Consider the following 18,639-nt stretch of genomic DNA (forward strand, 5'->3'; position numbering starts at 1 on the left):
GCATGGCTTCAGCACAACTTTCCGCGACGCCCCGTGAAGGAACGGGCAAGGGCGCGGCACGCACACTCCGCGCGCAGGGCCGCATCCCCGGTGTGATCTACGGTCACGGGCGCGAGCCGCTCTCACTCGCTATCGATACGCGCGAGCTGGAGAAGCTCCTGTCGCGAATCTCAGCCGAAAGCACGGTAATCGAGCTGTCCTTCGACGGCGGCAGCGCAAAGACCCTGATTCGCGAGATTCAGCGCCACCCGTTCAAGCGACAGATTCTGCACGTGGATTTTCAGGAGCTCGTAGCCGGAGAGAAAGTCACGGTCCGACTTCCGATTGTCCTGAATGGAATACCCGAGGGCGTTCGCGTTGACGGTGGAATTCTCGACCAGACGATGCGTGAGCTCGAAGTCGAGGTAGATCCGTCGAACATCCCGAGCCACGTGGAAGTGGATGTTCTGTCGCTGCGCATCGGTGACTCCATCCACGTTCGTGACCTCAAGCTCCCCGGCGGCGTCGAAGTCGTCGGCGAGCTGGACTCGTCGGTCTGCGTCGTGTCCGCTCCGAGAGCCGTGGTGGAGACGGTGGCGCCCGCCGAGGGCGAGGAAGTCGTTGTCGCCGAGCCCGAAGTGATCGGGAAGGCGAAGAAGGAAGAGGACGAGGAAGAAGCCGAAGAGAAGTAGCGGCGGGATAGCCCTTGAAGGTTATCCTCGGCCTGGGAAATCCCGGGCGACAGTACGAAGCAACGCGTCACAACGTCGGCTGGTGGCTGCTCGACCACCTCGCCGACGTTTGGCGTTTCGAAAGCTGGAAGCGCGACGGCGAGGCACTCGTCACTACATCGACTGTTCACGGCTCGCGCGTGCGCCTCGTAAAGCCGCTCACCTTCATGAACCTGAGCGGGCAGGTGCTTCGGAATTACCTGAGGCGTCCTTTCTGGTCTCCGTCGAAGGATCTGCTCGTGGTAGTGGACGAAGTCCAACTGCCGGTTGGTCGCTACCGGCTGAGAGCACGGGGGAGCGCGGGGGGTCACAACGGTCTCCGCAGCGTAGAGAGTGCAATCGGAAATCAGGAATACCCGCGCCTGCGCATTGGTGTCGGTCCGAGTGAAGAACGCCGCGGCTATTACAGCGACCTCGCCGAGTTCGTGCTCGCCCCGTTCGCCCGCGACGAGCGCAATGACATCGTTGCGCTGATGCCGGACCTCGAGGAGGCGGTGGACACCTGGCTGCGCGAGGGAATCGAGCGCGCCATGAACGCGCACAATCGCCAGGCAAAGGAATCGGAGTAGCCGATGTTGAAGCTTGGGATTGTCGGACTGCCGAACGTCGGCAAGTCCACGTTGTTCAATGCGCTCACGGCCGCCAAAGCGGATGCATCCAATTATCCGTTCTGTACCGTCGAGCCCAACGTCGGGATGGTCGAGGTTCCCGACCCGCGACTCGATCGTTTGACGGGCATCGTAAAACCAAAGCGGGCCGTCCCGGCCGTGGTGCAGTTCGTGGACATCGCCGGCCTCGTCAAAGGTGCAGCCGAAGGTGAGGGACTCGGCAACAAATTCCTCGCCAACATTCGCGAGACGGACGCGATCGTTCACGTCGTGCGATGCTTCGAGGATGAAGACGTCACGCACGTCATGGGCGCGGTGGATCCTGTTCGCGACCGCGAGGTGATCGAGTTCGAGCTTGCACTGTCCGATCTCGCGTCACTCGAGAAGCGATTGGACAAGACGCGTCGCTCGGCGCGCACAAGTGACAAGGAAGCTCTCGCAGAGCTGCCCGCTCTCGAGCGCGCGTACGAGTTCCTGAAGGACGGGCGCGGTCTGTGGGAAGCGAAGCTCTCGGACAGCGAGACGGCCGCGCTCGCGCCGCTCTCGCTCTTGACCACGAAGCCGGTGCTGTATGCAGCGAACGTCAGCGACACGGAGCTCACGGGCACTGAGGGTCCACATCTCAGTGCGCTGCGCGAGGCGGTCAAAGCGAGCGGTGAGCACGCCGAGGTGGTTCCCTTCTCCGCAAAGATCGAGGCCGAGCTGTCGGAGCTTCCGCCGGACGACCGCGCCGATTTCCTCGCGTCGCTCGGCGTCGAGTCGGCAGGGCTGGACCGTCTGATCCATGCTGGATATCACCTGCTCGGCCTGCAGACTTTCTTTACGGCCGGCGATCCCGAGGTGCGGGCATGGACGATTCATCAGGGAGACTCCGCGCCCCGCGCCGCCGGTGCGATTCACACGGATTTCGAGAGAGGCTTTATTCGAGCGGACACCGCGAGCTACGATGATTTCGTGGCGAACGACGGATGGAAAGGCGCCCGCGAAAGAGGATTTGTGCGCTCGGAGGGGAAGGAGTACGTCGTTCAGGATGGAGACGTCATGCTCTTCCGATTCAACGTATAGCGGACTGCGGATTGCGGACCAACTGCTACTTCGGACTGCTGACTGACTGCGGATTGGGACACCTACTGCGAATTGAGGACTAGCGGCGAATCCGCAGTTGTCCGCAATTGTCCGAAGTCGTTCGGCGATGCATTGCCCGCGAAAGGCGTTGCTTGCGGAAGCAGCGGTAGGATGCCGCTGCACCCAGTGCTCCGTTGCATCGTGGATCATGTCGCACACAGTGCCAGTGACCGAGGAAGACGGGCGCGATCCGCTCTTACGCATGCGGGCATATCGACTCGCGATTGAGCTCCTCGAAGAGTCCTGGGCGGACGCGGAGAAACTGCGGGTCCACCAGGCTACGGAGAAAGTGTCCGGACAGCTCTATGCCGCCATTGGTTCAATTTCCGCAACACTCGGCGAGGGCTATTCGCGGAGCTCGGGTCGCGACCGCGCACGGGTTTTTGAGTATGCCCTTGGCTCGGCGCGAGAAAGCATGGTCTGGTACCGAGCGGCACGACCGATCCTCGGGCCTGAGCGAGTGCGCGCATGCCTAGATAAACTCGAGGAGATTCGCCGTCTGCTTCTGGCAATTATCCCGCGCGAACGCGGCAGGCTGATCAGGCCCTCACGGCGTTGAAATCAGATCTCGTCTTGTGGCACTGCGAACTATTGCGGACACGGCCCGCTTACAGCTAGTCCTTAATTCGGAGTAGGTGTCCCAATCGGCAGTCGGTCAGCAGTCAGCAGTAGCAGTTGGTCCGCACTCCGAAGCTGCGCTGCATTTACCTGATCTCGAAGGTTAGTGTCGCCCATTTGGATTCGTAGTCCAGAGCGGGCGTGCCGGCGGGGCGTGAAGCCGTATCGCGCGGAACGCGGACCATATTGATGAACTTCACGTACCATTGGCCCCGATCGGTAATACGAATGCGCGCAACTCCTTCGGCGTCGGTGCGCACTCTCCGCTCCGCGAGGCGGCCGCCGCGCGATGGCCTCCCGCCTGAAACCACGAGTTGGTTCGCAACCGGCTTCCCGTCGACTAGCGCGCGGACGCGAAGCCAACCGCCGGCACGCGATCGATAAGGATTGTTCAGCGGAACCAGCTCAGCTGGATAGCCAAGCACATCGTCGAACTCGTCCGACCGGCGCGCGCCGGCCTGCAGTAAAGCCTTTACGTGCTTCGAGTACCGCTCAGTGGCTTTTGCCCCAAGCTCGCCGTCGCGGCGTCGCGCGGCGAGAACATCGGGGATCCCGTCGTGTTCCAGATATTCGTTAAAATCCTTTGCCTCGAGAGTGATCTCGCGCGGCAAGGTCGACGCGCCAACTACGTAGGTACCAGGCGCCCCGATTGGAACACTCAGTACGCTGGTGTCTCCGGTCGCTTGCCAAAGCGCCGTATCGACACGAGTCCTCCCCGTCGGTCCAAGCACGCTGACATCAGCGAGTCGACTCCGTGCGACAGCGTTCTCGCTGCTGCTGAAAGTGCCGTTGAGAACCCGGATCCTCGCAGTCGATTCAGGGCCAACGAAAAAACTTCCGAGGCGAAGAAAGAGATCGTGCGCGCTGAGTGAAGTTGCACTGACCACTAGCAGCAGCGCTGCGATAGCAATTCGAAGTCGCATGACCCCCAACTTACTCCATCAGCCTCGCGTTCAACACCGTGTGTGGTGCGGACCAGCTGCTACTACGGCCTCCTGACTAATTCCGGATTGGGACACCTGCTACGGGTTGAGGAACACTTAAGGCCCGCGTTTCTCCGCAGCTCGCAGTTAGTCTCCCAATCCGCAGTCAGTCAGCAGTCCGTAGTAGCAGTTGGTCCGCAACCCGAAGTCCGGATCCACCTACCGTCTACCCTCTCCTTCGCCAACACGATAGCTTTAGACTCTCACTAAAACGGCCATGCTGTCGGCCTTCATACCTTCCTCCCGCGCCGGCAACCAGCGGGGGGCGGAAACAGGACCATAAGGAGGATTGCCCACCGATGTCTCGGAACTACGAGGCGGTCTACATCTTCGACTCCACGCTCGAGGATGCCGCCATCAACGACAAAATCACACGCTTCCACGGATTGCTCGGCGCGCCCGAGCAGCCGGAAGTGAACCACTGGGGCCGCCGGCAGCTCGCCTATTCAATCGGCCCCCGCGAGAACGGCTATTACGTCGTTTCCCGCTTCGCCGCCGAGCCTCGTGCCCTTCCGGAGTACGAGCGCGCACTGCGCCTCGATGACGGCCTCATCCGCTATCTCATTACCGTGCACGAGCACGAAGTCGGCGCTCCGGCGATGAGTGAGGAAGAGATCGCCCTCGCTGCGGCGCGGCGCGACGATGACGACGACGACGAGGACTAGACATCATGCGACGACCACAAAAAAGCTGTCCCTTCTGCGAAGGACGCGTCCGCTGGATCGACTACAAGGACGACCGGACACTCGGACGCTTCATCACCGATCAGGGGAAGATTCTCCCGAGCCGGCTCAGCGGGACGTGCGCCCGTCATCAGCGTCAGCTGTCGACAGCGATCAAGCGCGCCCGGTACCTCGCCCTGATACCGTACCTGAAGGGGCATACCGCGTAGCCATGAGCGAGCCCGCCGCGACCGTCGCGGCCGCACCGCGAAAAGGGGGCTGGCGCCGGCTTGCGCTGGCAATCGTTCTCTTTCTCGCGGTTCCCCTCATCCCGCAGTTGCGGGTGATGCTCCCCATCGAGCAGACGGCGATGCTCCTCGTCGCCGTCATGGCGTCGTGCATGATTGTGGGCTGGCGGCAGGGTGGGAAGGCATCGCTCGCAATCATCTGGCTTGTGCTCGCGGCGGCACTGATCGCCTGGCCGGGCGCGTCGACCGCCGCCGACGCCAGCTCGGGGGCACGCGGCTGGGCTGTCACCGGCACGAACGGGTACGCTGCGCTCGCCCGAGGGTGGACTCTCATTCTCGCGGCGAGTTTCGGACTCGTCAGCCTTTTCGGGACGGGGAGGCCGTTTATCTCCCGCTCGCTCTCCACGCTCGCCGTCGCCGCCGGCCTCGCGTTTGTGCTCATCCTCCTCTCGCCGGGGGGGCCGACGCGCGTAGCAGGAACCATGGCCGTCGAGTACGCGCGGCGAAACGACGAGTCCATCGCGCAGATTCGCCTTGGCGCGGCCACCGAGCCGTGGAAACGGAGAGTCGACAGCTCGCCGGCGATACAACGGCTCAACGACATGGCGGAGGATCAGCTTCGCGACATCCCCCGATGGTCGTCGCTCCTCGTCCCCGCGGTGCTCGCGCTGGAATCCCTTGTTGCACTGGCCCTGGGATGGTCGCTGTATCACCGGCTGAATCGAGCGCCAATCGGGCCACCACTAGGGCGACTGATGGATTTCCGCTTCAACGATCAGCTCGTCTGGGGAGTTGCTGTCGGAGCCTCGATCTATCTCCTGCCGGCGTTCGCGGAAGCGAAGAATGCAGGACTCAATATCCTCGTCTTCTTCGGATCTCTGTACATCCTTCGGGGACTGGGAATTCTTGGCTGGATATCAAAAGGCCGGGTCGGCAGGCTCGTATTTGCGATGGTCGGATCTTTCGTCCTCGCTGTGATCCTCGCCGATGCGCTCGGCTTTCTGATAAGTCCACTCTTCCCCATCGCCGCGCTGGCTTTCGCGCTGGGGCTCGGCGATACCTGGCTGGACTGGCGCGCGATGATTCAGCCCAAGACAGTCTGACCGGTTATTTTTGATACTCTCAGCAGCTACCTAAACAGGAAACGATCATGGAAGTCATTCTCCGCCAGGCAGTCGAGAAGCTCGGCCATCCCGGCGACATCGTGAAGGTCTCAGCGGGATACGCGCGCAACTATCTCCTTCCGCGCGGCGTTGCGTACGAAGCGACTCCGGGCAACAAGAAACGCATCGAGCGCGAGCGCCAGCGCCTCGAGGCTGCGGAAGACTCGCGACGCACCTCGGCACAGGGACTTGCCGAGAAGCTCGAGCAGGTGTCCGTCACCTTCTCCGCGCGCGTCGGTGAGGAAGGCAAGCTGTTCGGGTCGGTCACGACAGCCGACATCGCCCAGCAGCTGGGCGAGCAGGGTTACGAGATCGAGAAGCGCCAGATCGATCTCAAGGAGCCCATCAAGGCACTTGGCGTGTACCGTGTTCCGATCCGCCTGCACGCTGACGTACACCCCGAGATAAAGGTGTGGGTCATCAAGCAGTAGCGGGCCTGCAGGCTCCGTAGGCGAAGGGCCAGCCCGAGTGTTAGCGGCTGGCCCTTTCGTGTCTACGGGCTGGCGTGCGAAATGCGGAATTGCGTTCCTAACGGAACTTTATTCCTCGCGGTATGATATTGTAGCATGCGGCGCGGCGAGCGCCGACACACAACTTTTCACGGAGCCGCATGGCGACCTCGTTATCCCCCGCAACACCCGCGCGCGAACCAGCGTTCGCACCGAAGCTCGCCGCAACACTATGCCAGGACATGAAAGCCAACGACGTCGTACTGCTGAACCTTCAGGGCGTCACAGACATGACGGACTACTTCGTAATCGCGAGTGGCACGTCCGATACACACGTCCGGGCCATAGGGGAGCATCTGATTGCGGTGTTAAAGAAAGAGGGGATACGCGTGCACCATACGGAAGGGCTTCAGCAGGGACGATGGGTACTGCTCGATTTTGTGGATTTCGTCGTTCACATCTTCCACCCCACTCTCCGGTCGTTCTACCAGATCGAACGGCTTTGGAGCGACGCGGATGTTGTGGCAACCGACTAAACGGACGGGTACAACAATGAGAGTGTTACGTGGAATTCTGGCGGCGATAGCGTTGACCGCGGCATCCCAGGCCGACGGGCAACAGTACTTCGGGATGAATCAGGTCCAGTACAAGCATTTCAACTGGCGCGTGCTGGAGACCGAGCATTTCACGGTTCACTACTATCCGGAGGAAAGAAAGGCGGTGATGGCGGCCGCGCGGATGGCGGAGCGATCGTACGCCCGCCTGTCACGTATACTCGGTCACCAGTTCCGCGAAAAGAAGCCGATCATTCTTTTTGCGTCGCGTGCGGATTTCGGTCAGAACAATGTGACGGGCGACCTCGGCGAGGGCGTGGGCGGAGTCACCGAGTCGGCGCGGCATCGTCTTATCATGCCCTTCACGGGCGACCTCGGAAGCTTCGAGCAGGTGCTGGCGCACGAGCTGGTGCACGAATTCCAGTACGATGTGATCTCACGCGGGCGGGCGGGCGGCAACGCGCAGGGAATGGAGCGGCTCGATCCGCCGCTCTGGTTCATGGAAGGAATGGCGGAGTACCTCTCGATTGGCCCGAACCACCCGCTGACAGCCGGCTGGCTCCGCGACGCCGCGGTGACGGGAAAGATCCCGACTATCGAGCAGATGACGGAGCGTCCCGATCAGTACTTCCCCTACCGCTACGGAGAATCGCTCTGGCAGTACATCGGCGAGCGCTGGGGCGACCAGGCGATTGGAGAGATACTGCGCAGCGCAATGAGCGCCGGAATTGCGCGCGCTTTTCAGCGCGAGCTCGGAATGTCACTGGCAGATCTGAGCAGCGCGTGGCGCGAAGCCGTGCAGTCGCAGTACCTGCCCGCCGCGGCTGCGTTTCAGCGACCGCGCACATTCGCGGAGCCGCTCCTCACAAGAAGGCGGTCGGGCGGAGAGATCTTCCTCGCCCCGGTTCTCTCGAACGACGGCAACTATATCGCGTTCCTGTCCAACGGCAACTGGAAGAAGGGCGAAGTCTTCATCGATCTGTGGCTGGGAAATGCCCGCACGGGCGAGCGCGTGAAGCGGCTGGTGAAGAGCACGACTGATCCGAATTTCGAAGAGCTCCGGCTTCTCTACTCGCAGAGTGCGTTCTCGAACGACGGAAAAACGCTCGCCTTCACTGCTCAGCGCGAGGGCAAGGATGTTCTGTATCTGCTCGACATTCCGAGTCGTGACGTTCGAAAGCGGCTGGACCTCCCTGTCGACGCGGTGACGGGGCCGTCCTGGTCCCCGGACGACAAGCAGATCGTTTTCAGTGGAACGCGCGGCGGGATCACCGATTTATTCATCGTCGACGCAGACGGCAAAAATCTTCGTGCGCTCACTAACGACATCAACGGTGATCTGCAGCCCAGCTGGTCTCCCGACGGCAGGTATATCGCCTTTGCCACGGACCGCGGGCCGCAGACGGATCTCGAGCGACTTCAGATTGCCAAGTGGCAGATAGGTCTCTACGATCTGCAGACCCGTCAGACTGAAGTATTGCCCGAGCAGGCAGGCCTGAATCTGAATCCGGCGTGGGCTCCCGGAGGTGCGTCCGTAGCGTTCATCTCGGATCGTACAGGAGTCGCGAACGTCTTCCTGTTCGATCTCACCGACAGGAAACACTACCAGCTGACGAATGTGCTCGGCGGGGTGTCGGCCATCACCGAGTACAGTCCCGCGCTGACATGGGCACGCGGTGCCGACCGAATGGCCTTCACATACTATGAGAACGGCGACTATACGGTCTGGGCGGTCGATAATCCGCGCAAGCTCAAGACAGTTGCGTTCCAGACGAGGCCGGCGACCGGTACCGGACTCGTAATGGCCCCAGTGCCTGTCCCGACGACCGTAACAGTCACGCCGTCGGCCGTCGATACGGTCGCTCGCGCGGGGCAGGCGGGCTCGGTGTACCGCGCTCCTACAGGCGCGAGACCTTCCAGCAGTTTGTCGACGGTCGAGACGCGAATGCGGGACACAACCATTACAAGCGTCGCGACACTGAATGCGAATTACGATTTCGCGCTTCCCGATACGACGAGGTTCAAGGACTACCCCTATCGCGTCGGGTTCAAGCCGGATTACATCGCGCAGCCGGAGATCGGGTACGGCACGGGAAATCAGTACGGGTTGAGCGGGTTCAACGGCGGGACGACGATCGTTCTCAGCGATCTCCTCGGCAACAACCAGATCGCGCTCTCCGCCTCGCTTTATGGACAGCTGAGCGATGCGAGCCTGTTCGCTGCCTACGCGAATCTGAGCCGCAGGTGGCAATACACGGTCGCTGCGTACCAGCAGCCGATCTATCTGCCGCAGACCGAAGGCGCGGAGCTGCTGCGTCTCAACGATCGCGACCGGTATCTGATTCCGTATACGCGCTACGTTCTTCGCAACGGCTCGTTCACAACGCAGTATCCGTTCAATCGGTTCTCGCGGTTCGAGGCGGGCGTTCAATTCAACAGCATCTCGCGCTCGCTCATCGGGCTCACCTACGACTGCTTCATCAACGGCTGCACGGCTCCCGAGATCAACACCATCAGCTCGGAGCCGGCGTTCAACTTCCTTTCGCCATCCGCCGCGTACGTGTCCGACAATTCGCTGCTCGGTCTGACCGGGCCGATAATGGGCAGGCGCTATCGGTTCCAGATAACGCCGTCGGTGGGGAACCTCCGCTGGGTGGAGTATCTCGCGGATTATCGGCGCTACGACCCGATTGTCTTCAACACTCTGACAATCGCGTCGCGATTCCTGACGAGTGCATCGGTTGGGAGAGACGAATCGGCGTTCCCGAAGTACATCGGTCGGCCTGAGTTCGTTAGGGGCTACGACAAGTCCAACTTCACAGGATTCGAGTGCACGTCGTTCATTGGTGGCTCGTCGACCTGCAACACGGTGCAGCTGGTAGGAAGCCGTGTCGCTGTGGCGAACCTCGAGGTGAGGTTCCCGCTGATTCGCAGATTCGATCTCGGATCACTGCCGGTAGGTCTTCCCCCGGTCGAAGGACTCCTGTTCTTCGACGCGGGAATGGCATGGAACGCGCGCCAGAGCGTGTCGCTGACGCGGCCGGACAACTACGACTTCACGCTCCAGCGATATCCATTGCGCAGCTTCGGAGCGGGCATTCGCGTCAATCTGTTCAACATTGCAATTCTGAAGTGGGACTATGCAAAGCCGCTCGACGTGGAAGGACGTAAGGCGAACTGGACCTTCTCAGTGGGGCCGAGCTTCTAACTGTTGCGGCGGCTGATCGCGCTGACGCTTGCCGTCGCCGCATGTAGCGGCGGCGACGACAGGCAAGCGTCGGACACCTCGCGACCGGCGACAGTATCCCGCGGGCCGGACGCACTTGCGCTGCGCATCCCGCGCGACGGCGGCACCGCGCGAGCATACCTTTTCGCTAACCTCGACTCAGCGATCTGGTCCGCGAGCGGATCACCGCCGGTCGGCCGCGTCCTCGCGTTCGATCAGGACGCCGGACTCGTTGCGCTCACCGACGACAAGGGACAGCCTCGACGCCTGGATCTTCGTCTTGGCCAGGCGCGCATAGCCTCCAAGGCAAAACTGATTGGCGTCGCCTCGGCCAACGGCAGCGAGATCTACGGGATTGACGCGAAGGGGTTGATTGTGCGCCTTACACCCAGCGGAGACTGGACGTTCGAGCCGCCGAAAACTCCTCAGGCACTCTTTCCGCAGCCGAACGGACAGCTCGTCATCGCAAGCGCGGCCGGTACGTCGACGAAAGTGTGGCTCATCCATCCTCCCGATTCAACGATTCTCGACAGCGCCTCTCTTTCGGTTGTCGCCAGGGGTGCGAGGACGCAGGCCGGCGACAGGCTGTACTTCACCTCACAACGCGGACTGGCTGGGGTCCGGACCCGCGAGCTCTCCCCGCTGAAGGAGGTTCGCCTGCCAGGCGACGCTGCGGCGATGGCGCCAACGCCGAGCGGCGACCGGGTTTACATCGCATTGACTGAAACGCCGCGGATCGTAGTGCTCGACCGATACAGCGAATCGATATCCGGAACGATCGACCTCCCGGGAGCAGCGATCGATCTTCGCGTCGATCCGATGGGGCAGCTGCTACTGGCGAAGCCGGCCGACGGAGCCGATTCTGCCTGGGTCGTCGCAATCGGAACCGGCAAAGTCGTCGGCAGCATTCCAACGACGTGGACGACGGACCTTCCCGCTTTCGCGCATTCGTCTACGATCGCGACTCTCCGCGGAGCGGATGTCGTCTTTGTCGATGGAGCGACGCTCAGCGAAGTTCGCACAGCTCGAGGCGGAGGAAAGGATTACTGGTATTTTTTCTATTGGAACGGCTTCCGACCGCGTTCGGCTGACCTCGATCAGCCGGTGACATTCACTCCGCCTGATTCGATTGTGCGCAGCGACACTATTCCGCAACAGCTCGACAGTACTCGAGGCCCGCCGCCGCTGAGGGATGCCTCACCCACGATGGTTCCACCTCCGGCAAGCTTTCCGCCTCCCGCTGCACCGCCGGTTGCGCCGTCCACGTCCGGTACGCCCGGCCAAACGACTCGCTCGCCGGGATTTCTCGTGTCATTCGCCGCGCTGCTCAGTGAAAGCCAGGCGCGAAGCACCGCCGCCGCGATTGAGGTTGGAGGTGTTCGCGCCAGGGTTCTCGCGACCCAGACAGGTGGGACGGCGATATTCAGGGTCGTGCTCGGACCTTACACTACCAGGGAGCAAGCCGAGCGCGTCGGCCGGGAGTCGAAGCGGCAATACTGGGTGTACGAGGCCGGCACGTGAACGAAAGCGGTGGCGCGGCCGCCGAGGCGTACGAGCAGGCAGGACGACTGGCGGCAGTAGCGGTACGCGGGTATTCGACGGTCCTCGTCGTGTCCGACGAGCCGGTCGAGGCCGCCTACGCGGCGATTGGTGTCGCCAATGCGGAAAGCGCGCATAGGCGCGTCGTGATCGGCGATCTCGCGGGCGAAGTGGCGCCGATTCAGGCGCTTGTCGGCGCCGCGGACCCCCACGGCATCTATGACAGCTTCATGTTCGGGACGTCCCTCGAGCGAGTCATCTATTCGGTCGCGGGGAACGACAATCTGAACGTGTTGCCGAGCGGGACCGAGTCGGCCGCGATCGCAGAGATAATCGGGAGCCCGCGATGGCGGCGAATTGCCTCGGAGTTTGCCGCGACCGACGCTCTCCTTCTCCTGGTTGCGGCCTCAGACGCACCTGGCCTCGACAAGCTTTCTTCGCAGCTCGACGGGATTCTCGTCGTCGGAAACCCACGCCTTGACGTCAATCCGAATGCGGTGCTGCTTGCGCGCATTCCCCATCCCGCGCCGGCGCCCGCGCCGAAAAAGATCGCCCTGCCCGTCGAGCAGCCGCTGCCGCGCTGGAGGGGAGTTGCCCTCGCGGGCGGCGCGCTCCTGCTGTTGATCGCTGCAGTCGCGATTCTCCGTCCGGGAAGCATCTCGCGCCTGGGGCTCTCGCGCGCGTCCGACACCATTGTCATTCCTGATTCACAGGCGCACGACTCGACAGCTGTCCCGCAGCGAGAGGTGATCGTCCCCGCGAATCCGCAGGATTCATCGCTTGCTGCGACCTTCGCTGTTGAGATTCTCAATGCAAATACGGCGGAAAGTGCTAACTTTGAGCTGCAGCGTCACGGTGAAATGATGCCGGCAGCAACGATTTCTCTTGTCCCGATCGGTGACACCGAAGCAATCTGGTACAAGGTCTTTGCCGGCGCGGTCTCCGACAGCGCGCAGGCCGAGCGGTTACTCCGCTCGCTCCGGCGACGGCGCATCGTAGCCGATTCCATCGGGAGAGTGGTCCGCGTCCCGCTCGCTCTGCGGGTCGACAGCGTGCCGTCGCAAGCGGCGGTGCTTTCGAAATCGCGGGAGATGGTGAAGGCCTACACGGCGAAGGGCGTTCCGGCGTACGCAATGCTGCAGAATGACGGCAGCGCGCGGATCTACGCTGGCGCGTTTCAGACGCCCGAGCAATCTTCGCTCTCGGCCACGGCCCTGCGAGTTGCAGGCGCGACGCCTGTCCTTGAATTCCGAACAGGGAGAGTTCAGTAGTGCGCCTCACCAAGCTCGAGCTGCAGGGATTCAAATCATTCGCTGACGAGACGGAGCTGCTCTTCGAGCCCGGTGTAACCGCGATCGTCGGTCCCAACGGCTGCGGCAAATCCAACGTCTCCGACGCTGTAAGGTGGGTCCTCGGCGAGCAGCGCCCGCGCGCGCTTCGCGGTGCGAAAATGGAAGAAGTCATATTCCAGGGATCCTCAGCGCGGCGGCCGGTGAACATCGCCGAGGTGTCACTGCACTTCGAGAACGATGACGGAGTCCTCTCCGTGCCCTTCCGCGAAGTCGTGATCACGAGACGCCTGAGCCGCTCCGGCGAGAGTGATTATTTCCTCAACCGCTCGCCCTGCCGGCTCCGCGACATCCACGACATGGTGCGCGGCACCGGTCTTGGCGCAGACGCCGGCGTCGTCATCGAAAGCAGGATGATCGACGCGCTTCTCTCCGATCGTCCCGACGAGCGACGCGAGCTGTTCGAGGAGGCCGCCGGAATCGGACTTTATCGGGACCGCAAGCGCACAGCCGAGAGACGCCTCGAGGAGACCACGATCGACCTCTCGCGCATCGACGATCTCATCTCCGAGGTGCAGACACAGGTTCGCTCACTCGCGCGGCAGCGCCGGCGCGCCGAGCGTCACGCCGAAATCGTGAGCCGCCGCTTCACTGTCGAGATCGCGCTGGCGGCGCGAGAGATGGACGCCTGGCGTGACGAGCTCGCCCGGCTCGAGACGCGCGTGCGCGAGCTGAGGACGGAAGTCCCCGCCGCGGAAGAAGCATTGGCCGCTGCCGAAGCTGCGCGCGATTCGGCGCACGGTGCGCGCGCCGCCGCTGAAGCCCGGCGAAACGAGCTCGCGCGACTCGTCGCCGAGCAGGCGGCGAGCACTCAGCAGCTGCGCGGCGAAATCGCCGTAGCTGAGGAGCGACAACGCAACGCCGTCTCCCGGAGAGAGCGGGCCGAGCAGGAGCGGCGTGAGGGCGATACGACCGTCGAAAAGGTCAGCGACGATCTCGACCAGGCCGTTACCCACCGCACACAGCTCGAGGCAGAGATGGCACTCGCCCAGAGCTCGCTCTCGGCGCAGGTCGCCGAGGAGGAAAGTGTTCGCGCAGCTCTCGCCGCGGCGAGGGCAGCCGTGGAGACCGCAGACAAGGGTGCACGCGAGATGCGCGAGCGGGCACATCGGCATGCACTCGACAGGCAGGCGGCAGAACGTGAGCTGCAGGAGCTGGAGACAAGACGCGCGGCGCTGCTGGACGAGAAATCGCAGCTCGCCGATTCGGAGAATGCGGTTCGGCGCGAGATGCGTGATGCCGAAGAAGGACTCGCCGCGAGCAGGAAGAAAACCTCAGCCGCAAACGCTGCTCTCGCTGCGGCGCTGGGCGCGCTGCGCGCCGCGCGCGAAGAGGATTCGGCGACACGCTCCGCGCTCCTTCGCGCGGAGGAGGCTCACACGGCGCTCGAAGGAAAGGTGAACGCCCTCGAGGCGCTCGAGCGCGAGCGGGTTGGTCTGGCACCAGCGGCTGCGCGCCTGCTCGCCGAGCGAAGCCAGTTTGGCGAGGGCGCCATCATCGGTCCATTGAGCGACTTCATCAGCGCCGATTCCTATTCCGCTGCAGTGGTCGAGCGGTATCTCGGGCCGATTGTCCACGCGGTTCTCGTCAGGGATCGCGAGGCAAGTGATGCCGTGCGTGCCTGGCACACGACGACCAATCCGGGTCCCCTGCTGCTCCTTCCTCTGGACGCGCGAATGGGCGGCGACCGGACGGACGACGCCGACGCAGACAACGGGTTGTCGGCGATCGTGCGCACGGAATCGGTCGCATCCGGCTGGGTGCGGGCGCTGCTGGGACGGGTCACATCCGTGGAAAGCGGAACCGCGTTCATCGACGCGCGCGGAGCAATCTGGCTGCCCGCGCACTTTGCGGGACCCGGTCCGCTCCGGCGTCGAGCGGAGATCGGCGATTCGCGACAACAGCTCGACAAAGCAATTACGGTCAGAGAGCGCGCGCGTGCCGCGGCAGATTCAGCGCGCGCGGCGCTGGAGTCCGCCGAGCGCGCAGCTGCGCTCGCACAGGAGGCTTCAACGGTGGCCTCCCGTGAAGTCGGCGAATTCGAAGACCTTTTCACTGGAGTGAGCAGGCGTCATCACCGCGCGCTCCGCGAGGTAACGGAGGCGGACACCCTTCTCGAGCGTGTCTCGGCCCGCGAGAATGCGCTGTCCGAGACCGTAGCCCTCGTCGACCGTGCCAGTAGTGAGCTACAAAACGCGATCGCGGGACACGAGGTAGCAGTCAACGAGGCGCGCCGCCTGCTTTCCGAAACGGAATCGCGACAGGACGAGGCGCGCGATCGGCGCACAGCGAGTCAGGTAGCCTACGCGCAGGCGCAGGCGCGGCTGCAGGTCGCGGCGGATCGCGAGCGGCATCTCCGCGAGGAGTTCGTCAGCGCCGCCTCGCGGCTCGAATCTCTGCAGTCGGAGCTGTCGACGCTGTCCGTTGCGGATCAGCAGCTGGCTGAGCAGCTCGCCGGCTGGCAGATGGACCTCGAGGCGCGGCAGGCGACTCTGGAGGATGCGGAAACTCGGCTGTCCAATGCCGAGCATTCGGTACGCAGCTCTGACGAGGCGCTGGAGCGCGCCGAGCATGAGCTCACTGACGTGCGGCATCGCTCCGCCGCATTGAGCGAAGAGCTCCACGGCGCCGAGCTGCGCTACACCGAGCTTTCGGGACGGCGCAACGCTATTCGCGAGCGGCTGGAGGCGGAGTGGCGGCGCCCGCTCGAGTCTCTGCTCGAAACTTCGGAGAAGCTGGAGCTGGATGACGAGAGCCTGCGCGCCGAGGCGCTCTCGCTCCGGGATCAGCTCGATGCGCTCGGGCCGGTGAATCCGCTCGCCATCGAGGAGCACGAAGAGGAGCAGAAACGTCTCGAGTTCCTCAGCGCTCAGCGCGCCGATCTCACCTCTGCCAGGCTGTCTTTGCAGCAGGCGATTCGTGAAATCGACACGACAGCGCGTGAGCTTTTTGCAACCACGTTCGTTCAGATACGCGAGAACTTCCGCAAGATCTTCATGACCCTGTTCGGCGGTGGTGAATGCGATTTGCGGCTGGAGGATCCGGAGAGTCCCCTCGAGGGGGACATCGAGATTCACGCCGCGCCGAGGGGCAAGCGCACCCAGCGAATTCACCTGCTTTCGAGCGGCGAGCGTGCGCTTGTTGCGCTTTCTCTTCTGTTCGGGATCTTCCTCACGAAGCCGAGCCCGTTCTGTCTGCTCGACGAAGTAGATGCGCCGCTCGACGACGCGAACATCGGGCGGTTCGTGAGAATGCTGAACGAATTCAAGACGAACACGCAGTTCATAGTGATCACTCACAACCCGCGCACGACCACCGAGGCCGCAGACGCCGTTTACGGCGTAACGATGCAGGAGCCCGGGGTATCGTCGCTGGTCAGCGTCCACATGCGGGGACCTGCAGTCGATGACGCGATTGCCGGGACGGTGCCAGCACCGCAGCCAGTCACGGCGCTGAGCGCGTAGCGAAATGCTGGTTGTAATGGAGCATGGCGCATCCACCGCGGATGTGGATCGCGTCGTCGCGGTCGTTGTGGAAATGGGGTACGAGGCCCGGCCCATGCCCGGTGCGCAGCGAACCGCCGTCGGGATTGTCGGTAACGACGGGCGAGTAGACGCATCGCGGCTCGCGGCGCTGCCAGGCGTCGTACAGATCATTCACGTCACTCAACCGTACAAGCAGGTATCGCGTGAGTGGCGCAGCGAAGACACCATCGTCACCATCGCGCCAGGTGTCTCGTTCGGGGGGGAAGATGTGCCGATCATCGCCGGCCCCTGCTCCGTCGAGTCGGAGGAGCAGATCGTAGAGTCCGCGCGTCTCGTGAAGGAAGCAGGCGGAAGCGCGCTGAGGGGCGGCGCGTTCAAGCCTCGAAGCTCGCCGTATTCATTTCAGGGCCTTGGCAAGCGCGGCCTCGAGCTCCTTGCGCTCGCACGCCGTGAAACGGGTTTGCCCATTGTCACCGAGGCCATGGATGACGAAGGCGCCCACCTCATTGCGGAGATGGGCGACTGCATCCAGATCGGTGCGCGCAACATGCAGAATTATTCGCTCCTGAAGACGGTTGGAAAACTCGGGATGCCTGTCCTGCTCAAGCGCGGGATGGCGGCGACGATCACCGATCTTCTATTGAGTGCGGAGTACATTCTCTCCGAGGGCAACCCGAACGTGATCCTGTGCGAGCGGGGCGTGAGAAGTTTCGATCCCTCGACCCGGAATCTCCTCGATCTGACTGCGATTCCGATCGTCCACAAGCTCTCGCACCTGCCAATCGTTGCAGATCCAAGTCACGGCACCGGACTGAGGGACAAGGTGACCCCGATGGCTCGTGCCGCGCTCGCCGCGGGTGCTGACGGCCTGCTGGTGGAGATGCATCCAAATCCCGACAGGGCGTTGTCCGATGGAGCCCAGTCGCTTCACCCGGAGCAGTTCACTGCACTGGTTGAAGAGCTTCGAGCAGTTGCAGTCGCGATCGGCAGACGCGTGACACCGGCACTGGATCGTGAAAACAAGCCGGCAGAGCGAATACTGTCTTCAGGAACGGCGAAGCGAGTTGCGGGTAAGCATTGATATGAGAATCATCACGGCAATTCTGGCTGGTGGTTTTGGCGCAGCGAGCCTCGGCGCGCAGTCGTCCGAGACGATCATGGACCGCGCTGCGAGCAAGTATGCGAGCATGAAAACCGTTCGCGCCGAGTTCAGGCAGACAATCACCAATCCACTCACCGGGACGAGCTCGGTCTCGCGAGGAGAGCTGCTTCGCCGCGAGCCCAACCTCCTGGCGATCAATTTCACCGATCCCAAAGGCGACCGCGTGGTCGCCGACGGAAAGGCCGTGTGGGTCTATTTGCCGAGCAGCGCGCCGGGTCAGGTTATGCGCCTGAGCGCTCGTAACAAATCGGCGCAAGTCATCGACCCGGGATCCCTGTTTCTGACTTCACCGCGCACGCGTTACACCATGAAAAGTGGCGGGACGGCCACAGTGGGCGGGGCAAGAACAGATGTGGTGCTCCTCACGCCGAAGACATCGAACGCTCCATTCACACGCGCGAAGGTGTGGGTCGATGCAAGTGGAATCGTCAAACAGTTCGAGGTGACGGACGCAAACGGGCTGACGAGATTCGTGGTAATCACGCGCCTGGTCCCGAACGCGACCATCGCGCGCTCGGCATTTTCATTCACACCGCCGCGCGGCGCTCGTATCGTCGACTCAGCGTCCTTCGGAGGAATGTAGAGGATCAGCCTTGCCACAGAGGCACAGAGCACACAGAGAACAACAAGCGGCCATCTCGGCGTATCGCAGAGACCTTTTGCAAAAGAAGGTCTCTCTTTTTTCGGTAAACTACAACAGCCAACAACGACCGACCTCTAGAAATCGAGTGCCTTTCCCCCTTTTTTGTGTGGTTCTC

15 protein-coding genes are annotated in these 18,639 nt (G+C 62.8%); 14 read left to right on the forward strand and 1 reads right to left on the reverse strand.

Features of this window, described 5'->3' with window-relative positions:
* Nucleotides 1-2 precede the first annotated feature (2 nt).
* From VES88_14365 to ychF, 3 genes are read left to right on the forward strand one after another with little or no spacing between them, the layout of a single operon-like run.
* The gene (locus VES88_14365; protein HYN82671.1) at nt 3-671 is read left to right on the forward strand and encodes a 50S ribosomal protein L25; all 669 of its coding nucleotides are present in this window, start codon (nt 3-5) and stop codon (nt 669-671) included.
* Between the two features lie 14 nt (nt 672-685).
* The gene (gene pth / locus VES88_14370) at nt 686-1,279 is read left to right on the forward strand and encodes an aminoacyl-tRNA hydrolase (protein ID HYN82672.1); all 594 of its coding nucleotides are present in this window, start codon (nt 686-688) and stop codon (nt 1,277-1,279) included.
* 3 nt (nt 1,280-1,282) lie between these two features.
* On the forward strand, nt 1,283-2,383 hold the full coding sequence (ychF, locus tag VES88_14375) for a redox-regulated ATPase YchF (GenBank protein HYN82673.1): 1,101 nt from the start codon (nt 1,283-1,285) through the stop codon (nt 2,381-2,383).
* 764 nt (nt 2,384-3,147) lie between these two features.
* Here the strand turns inward: ychF and VES88_14380 are convergent.
* A complete protein-coding gene (locus VES88_14380; GenBank protein ID HYN82674.1) occupies nt 3,148-3,984 on the reverse strand; it encodes a DUF4198 domain-containing protein in 837 nt (278 codons plus the stop codon).
* Between the two features lie 359 nt (nt 3,985-4,343).
* Between VES88_14380 and rpsF the strand changes: the two genes are divergently transcribed.
* The 11 genes from rpsF to lolA all read left to right on the forward strand — a co-directional run bounded on the left by rpsF (nt 4,344) and on the right by lolA (nt 18,464).
* Nucleotides 4,344-4,709, forward strand: coding sequence for a 30S ribosomal protein S6 (gene rpsF / locus VES88_14385; GenBank protein ID HYN82675.1), 366 nt, complete (start codon nt 4,344-4,346; stop codon nt 4,707-4,709).
* Between the two features lie 5 nt (nt 4,710-4,714).
* Nucleotides 4,715-4,936, forward strand: a complete 222-nt coding sequence (rpsR, locus tag VES88_14390; GenBank protein ID HYN82676.1) for a 30S ribosomal protein S18 — start codon at nt 4,715-4,717, stop codon at nt 4,934-4,936.
* A 2-nt stretch (nt 4,937-4,938) separates the two neighbouring features.
* Nucleotides 4,939-6,057 (forward strand): hypothetical protein, encoded by a 1,119-nt coding sequence (locus VES88_14395; protein HYN82677.1) that lies wholly within the window; start codon nt 4,939-4,941, stop codon nt 6,055-6,057.
* Nucleotides 6,058-6,104: 47 nt separating this feature from the next.
* Nucleotides 6,105-6,548, forward strand: coding sequence for a 50S ribosomal protein L9 (gene rplI / locus VES88_14400; GenBank protein HYN82678.1), 444 nt, complete (start codon nt 6,105-6,107; stop codon nt 6,546-6,548).
* A 179-nt stretch (nt 6,549-6,727) separates the two neighbouring features.
* Complete coding sequence (gene rsfS / locus VES88_14405) at nt 6,728-7,102, forward strand: ribosome silencing factor (GenBank protein HYN82679.1); 375 nt, start codon at nt 6,728-6,730, stop codon at nt 7,100-7,102.
* Between the two features lie 16 nt (nt 7,103-7,118).
* Complete coding sequence (locus VES88_14410) at nt 7,119-10,328, forward strand: BamA/TamA family outer membrane protein (GenBank protein HYN82680.1); 3,210 nt, start codon at nt 7,119-7,121, stop codon at nt 10,326-10,328.
* A 3-nt stretch (nt 10,329-10,331) separates the two neighbouring features.
* A complete protein-coding gene (locus VES88_14415) occupies nt 10,332-11,867 on the forward strand; it encodes an SPOR domain-containing protein (protein ID HYN82681.1) in 1,536 nt (511 codons plus the stop codon).
* Nucleotides 11,864-13,156, forward strand: coding sequence for a hypothetical protein (locus VES88_14420; GenBank protein HYN82682.1), 1,293 nt, complete (start codon nt 11,864-11,866; stop codon nt 13,154-13,156). Before VES88_14415 ends, VES88_14420 begins: the two co-directional genes overlap by 4 nt.
* Nucleotides 13,156-16,698: a chromosome segregation protein SMC gene (smc, locus tag VES88_14425; protein ID HYN82683.1), complete on the forward strand. Its 3,543-nt coding sequence runs from the start codon at nt 13,156-13,158 to the stop codon at nt 16,696-16,698. The genes VES88_14420 and smc overlap by 1 nt, the downstream gene beginning before the upstream one ends.
* Before the next feature lie 4 nt (nt 16,699-16,702).
* Nucleotides 16,703-17,800: a 3-deoxy-7-phosphoheptulonate synthase gene (gene aroF, locus VES88_14430; protein HYN82684.1), complete on the forward strand. Its 1,098-nt coding sequence runs from the start codon at nt 16,703-16,705 to the stop codon at nt 17,798-17,800.
* Between the two features lies 1 nt (nt 17,801).
* A complete protein-coding gene (lolA, locus tag VES88_14435; GenBank protein ID HYN82685.1) occupies nt 17,802-18,464 on the forward strand; it encodes an outer membrane lipoprotein chaperone LolA in 663 nt (220 codons plus the stop codon).
* The last annotated feature ends 175 nt before the right edge of the window (nt 18,465-18,639 follow it).

Source organism: Gemmatimonadaceae bacterium (genome assembly GCA_035633115.1).
In the GTDB taxonomy this organism is placed as follows: Bacteria; Gemmatimonadota; Gemmatimonadetes; order Gemmatimonadales; family Gemmatimonadaceae; genus UBA4720.

Excerpts from the sequence above, each read along its gene's own strand:
- VES88_14365 (HYN82671.1), top strand. The coding sequence starts at position 3 with ATGGCTTCAGCACAACTTTCCGCGACGCCCCGTGAAGGAACGGGCAAG.
- ychF (HYN82673.1), top strand. The coding sequence starts at position 1,283 with ATGTTGAAGCTTGGGATTGTCGGACTGCCGAACGTCGGCAAGTCCACG.
- VES88_14380 (HYN82674.1), bottom strand. The coding sequence starts at position 3,984 with ATGCGACTTCGAATTGCTATCGCAGCGCTGCTGCTAGTGGTCAGTGCA.
- rpsF (HYN82675.1), top strand. The coding sequence starts at position 4,344 with ATGTCTCGGAACTACGAGGCGGTCTACATCTTCGACTCCACGCTCGAG.
- rpsR (HYN82676.1), top strand. The coding sequence starts at position 4,715 with ATGCGACGACCACAAAAAAGCTGTCCCTTCTGCGAAGGACGCGTCCGC.
- VES88_14395 (HYN82677.1), top strand. The coding sequence starts at position 4,939 with ATGAGCGAGCCCGCCGCGACCGTCGCGGCCGCACCGCGAAAAGGGGGC.
- rplI (HYN82678.1), top strand. The coding sequence starts at position 6,105 with ATGGAAGTCATTCTCCGCCAGGCAGTCGAGAAGCTCGGCCATCCCGGC.
- rsfS (HYN82679.1), top strand. The coding sequence starts at position 6,728 with ATGGCGACCTCGTTATCCCCCGCAACACCCGCGCGCGAACCAGCGTTC.
- VES88_14410 (HYN82680.1), top strand. The coding sequence starts at position 7,119 with ATGAGAGTGTTACGTGGAATTCTGGCGGCGATAGCGTTGACCGCGGCA.
- aroF (HYN82684.1), top strand. The coding sequence starts at position 16,703 with ATGCTGGTTGTAATGGAGCATGGCGCATCCACCGCGGATGTGGATCGC.
- lolA (HYN82685.1), top strand. The coding sequence starts at position 17,802 with ATGAGAATCATCACGGCAATTCTGGCTGGTGGTTTTGGCGCAGCGAGC.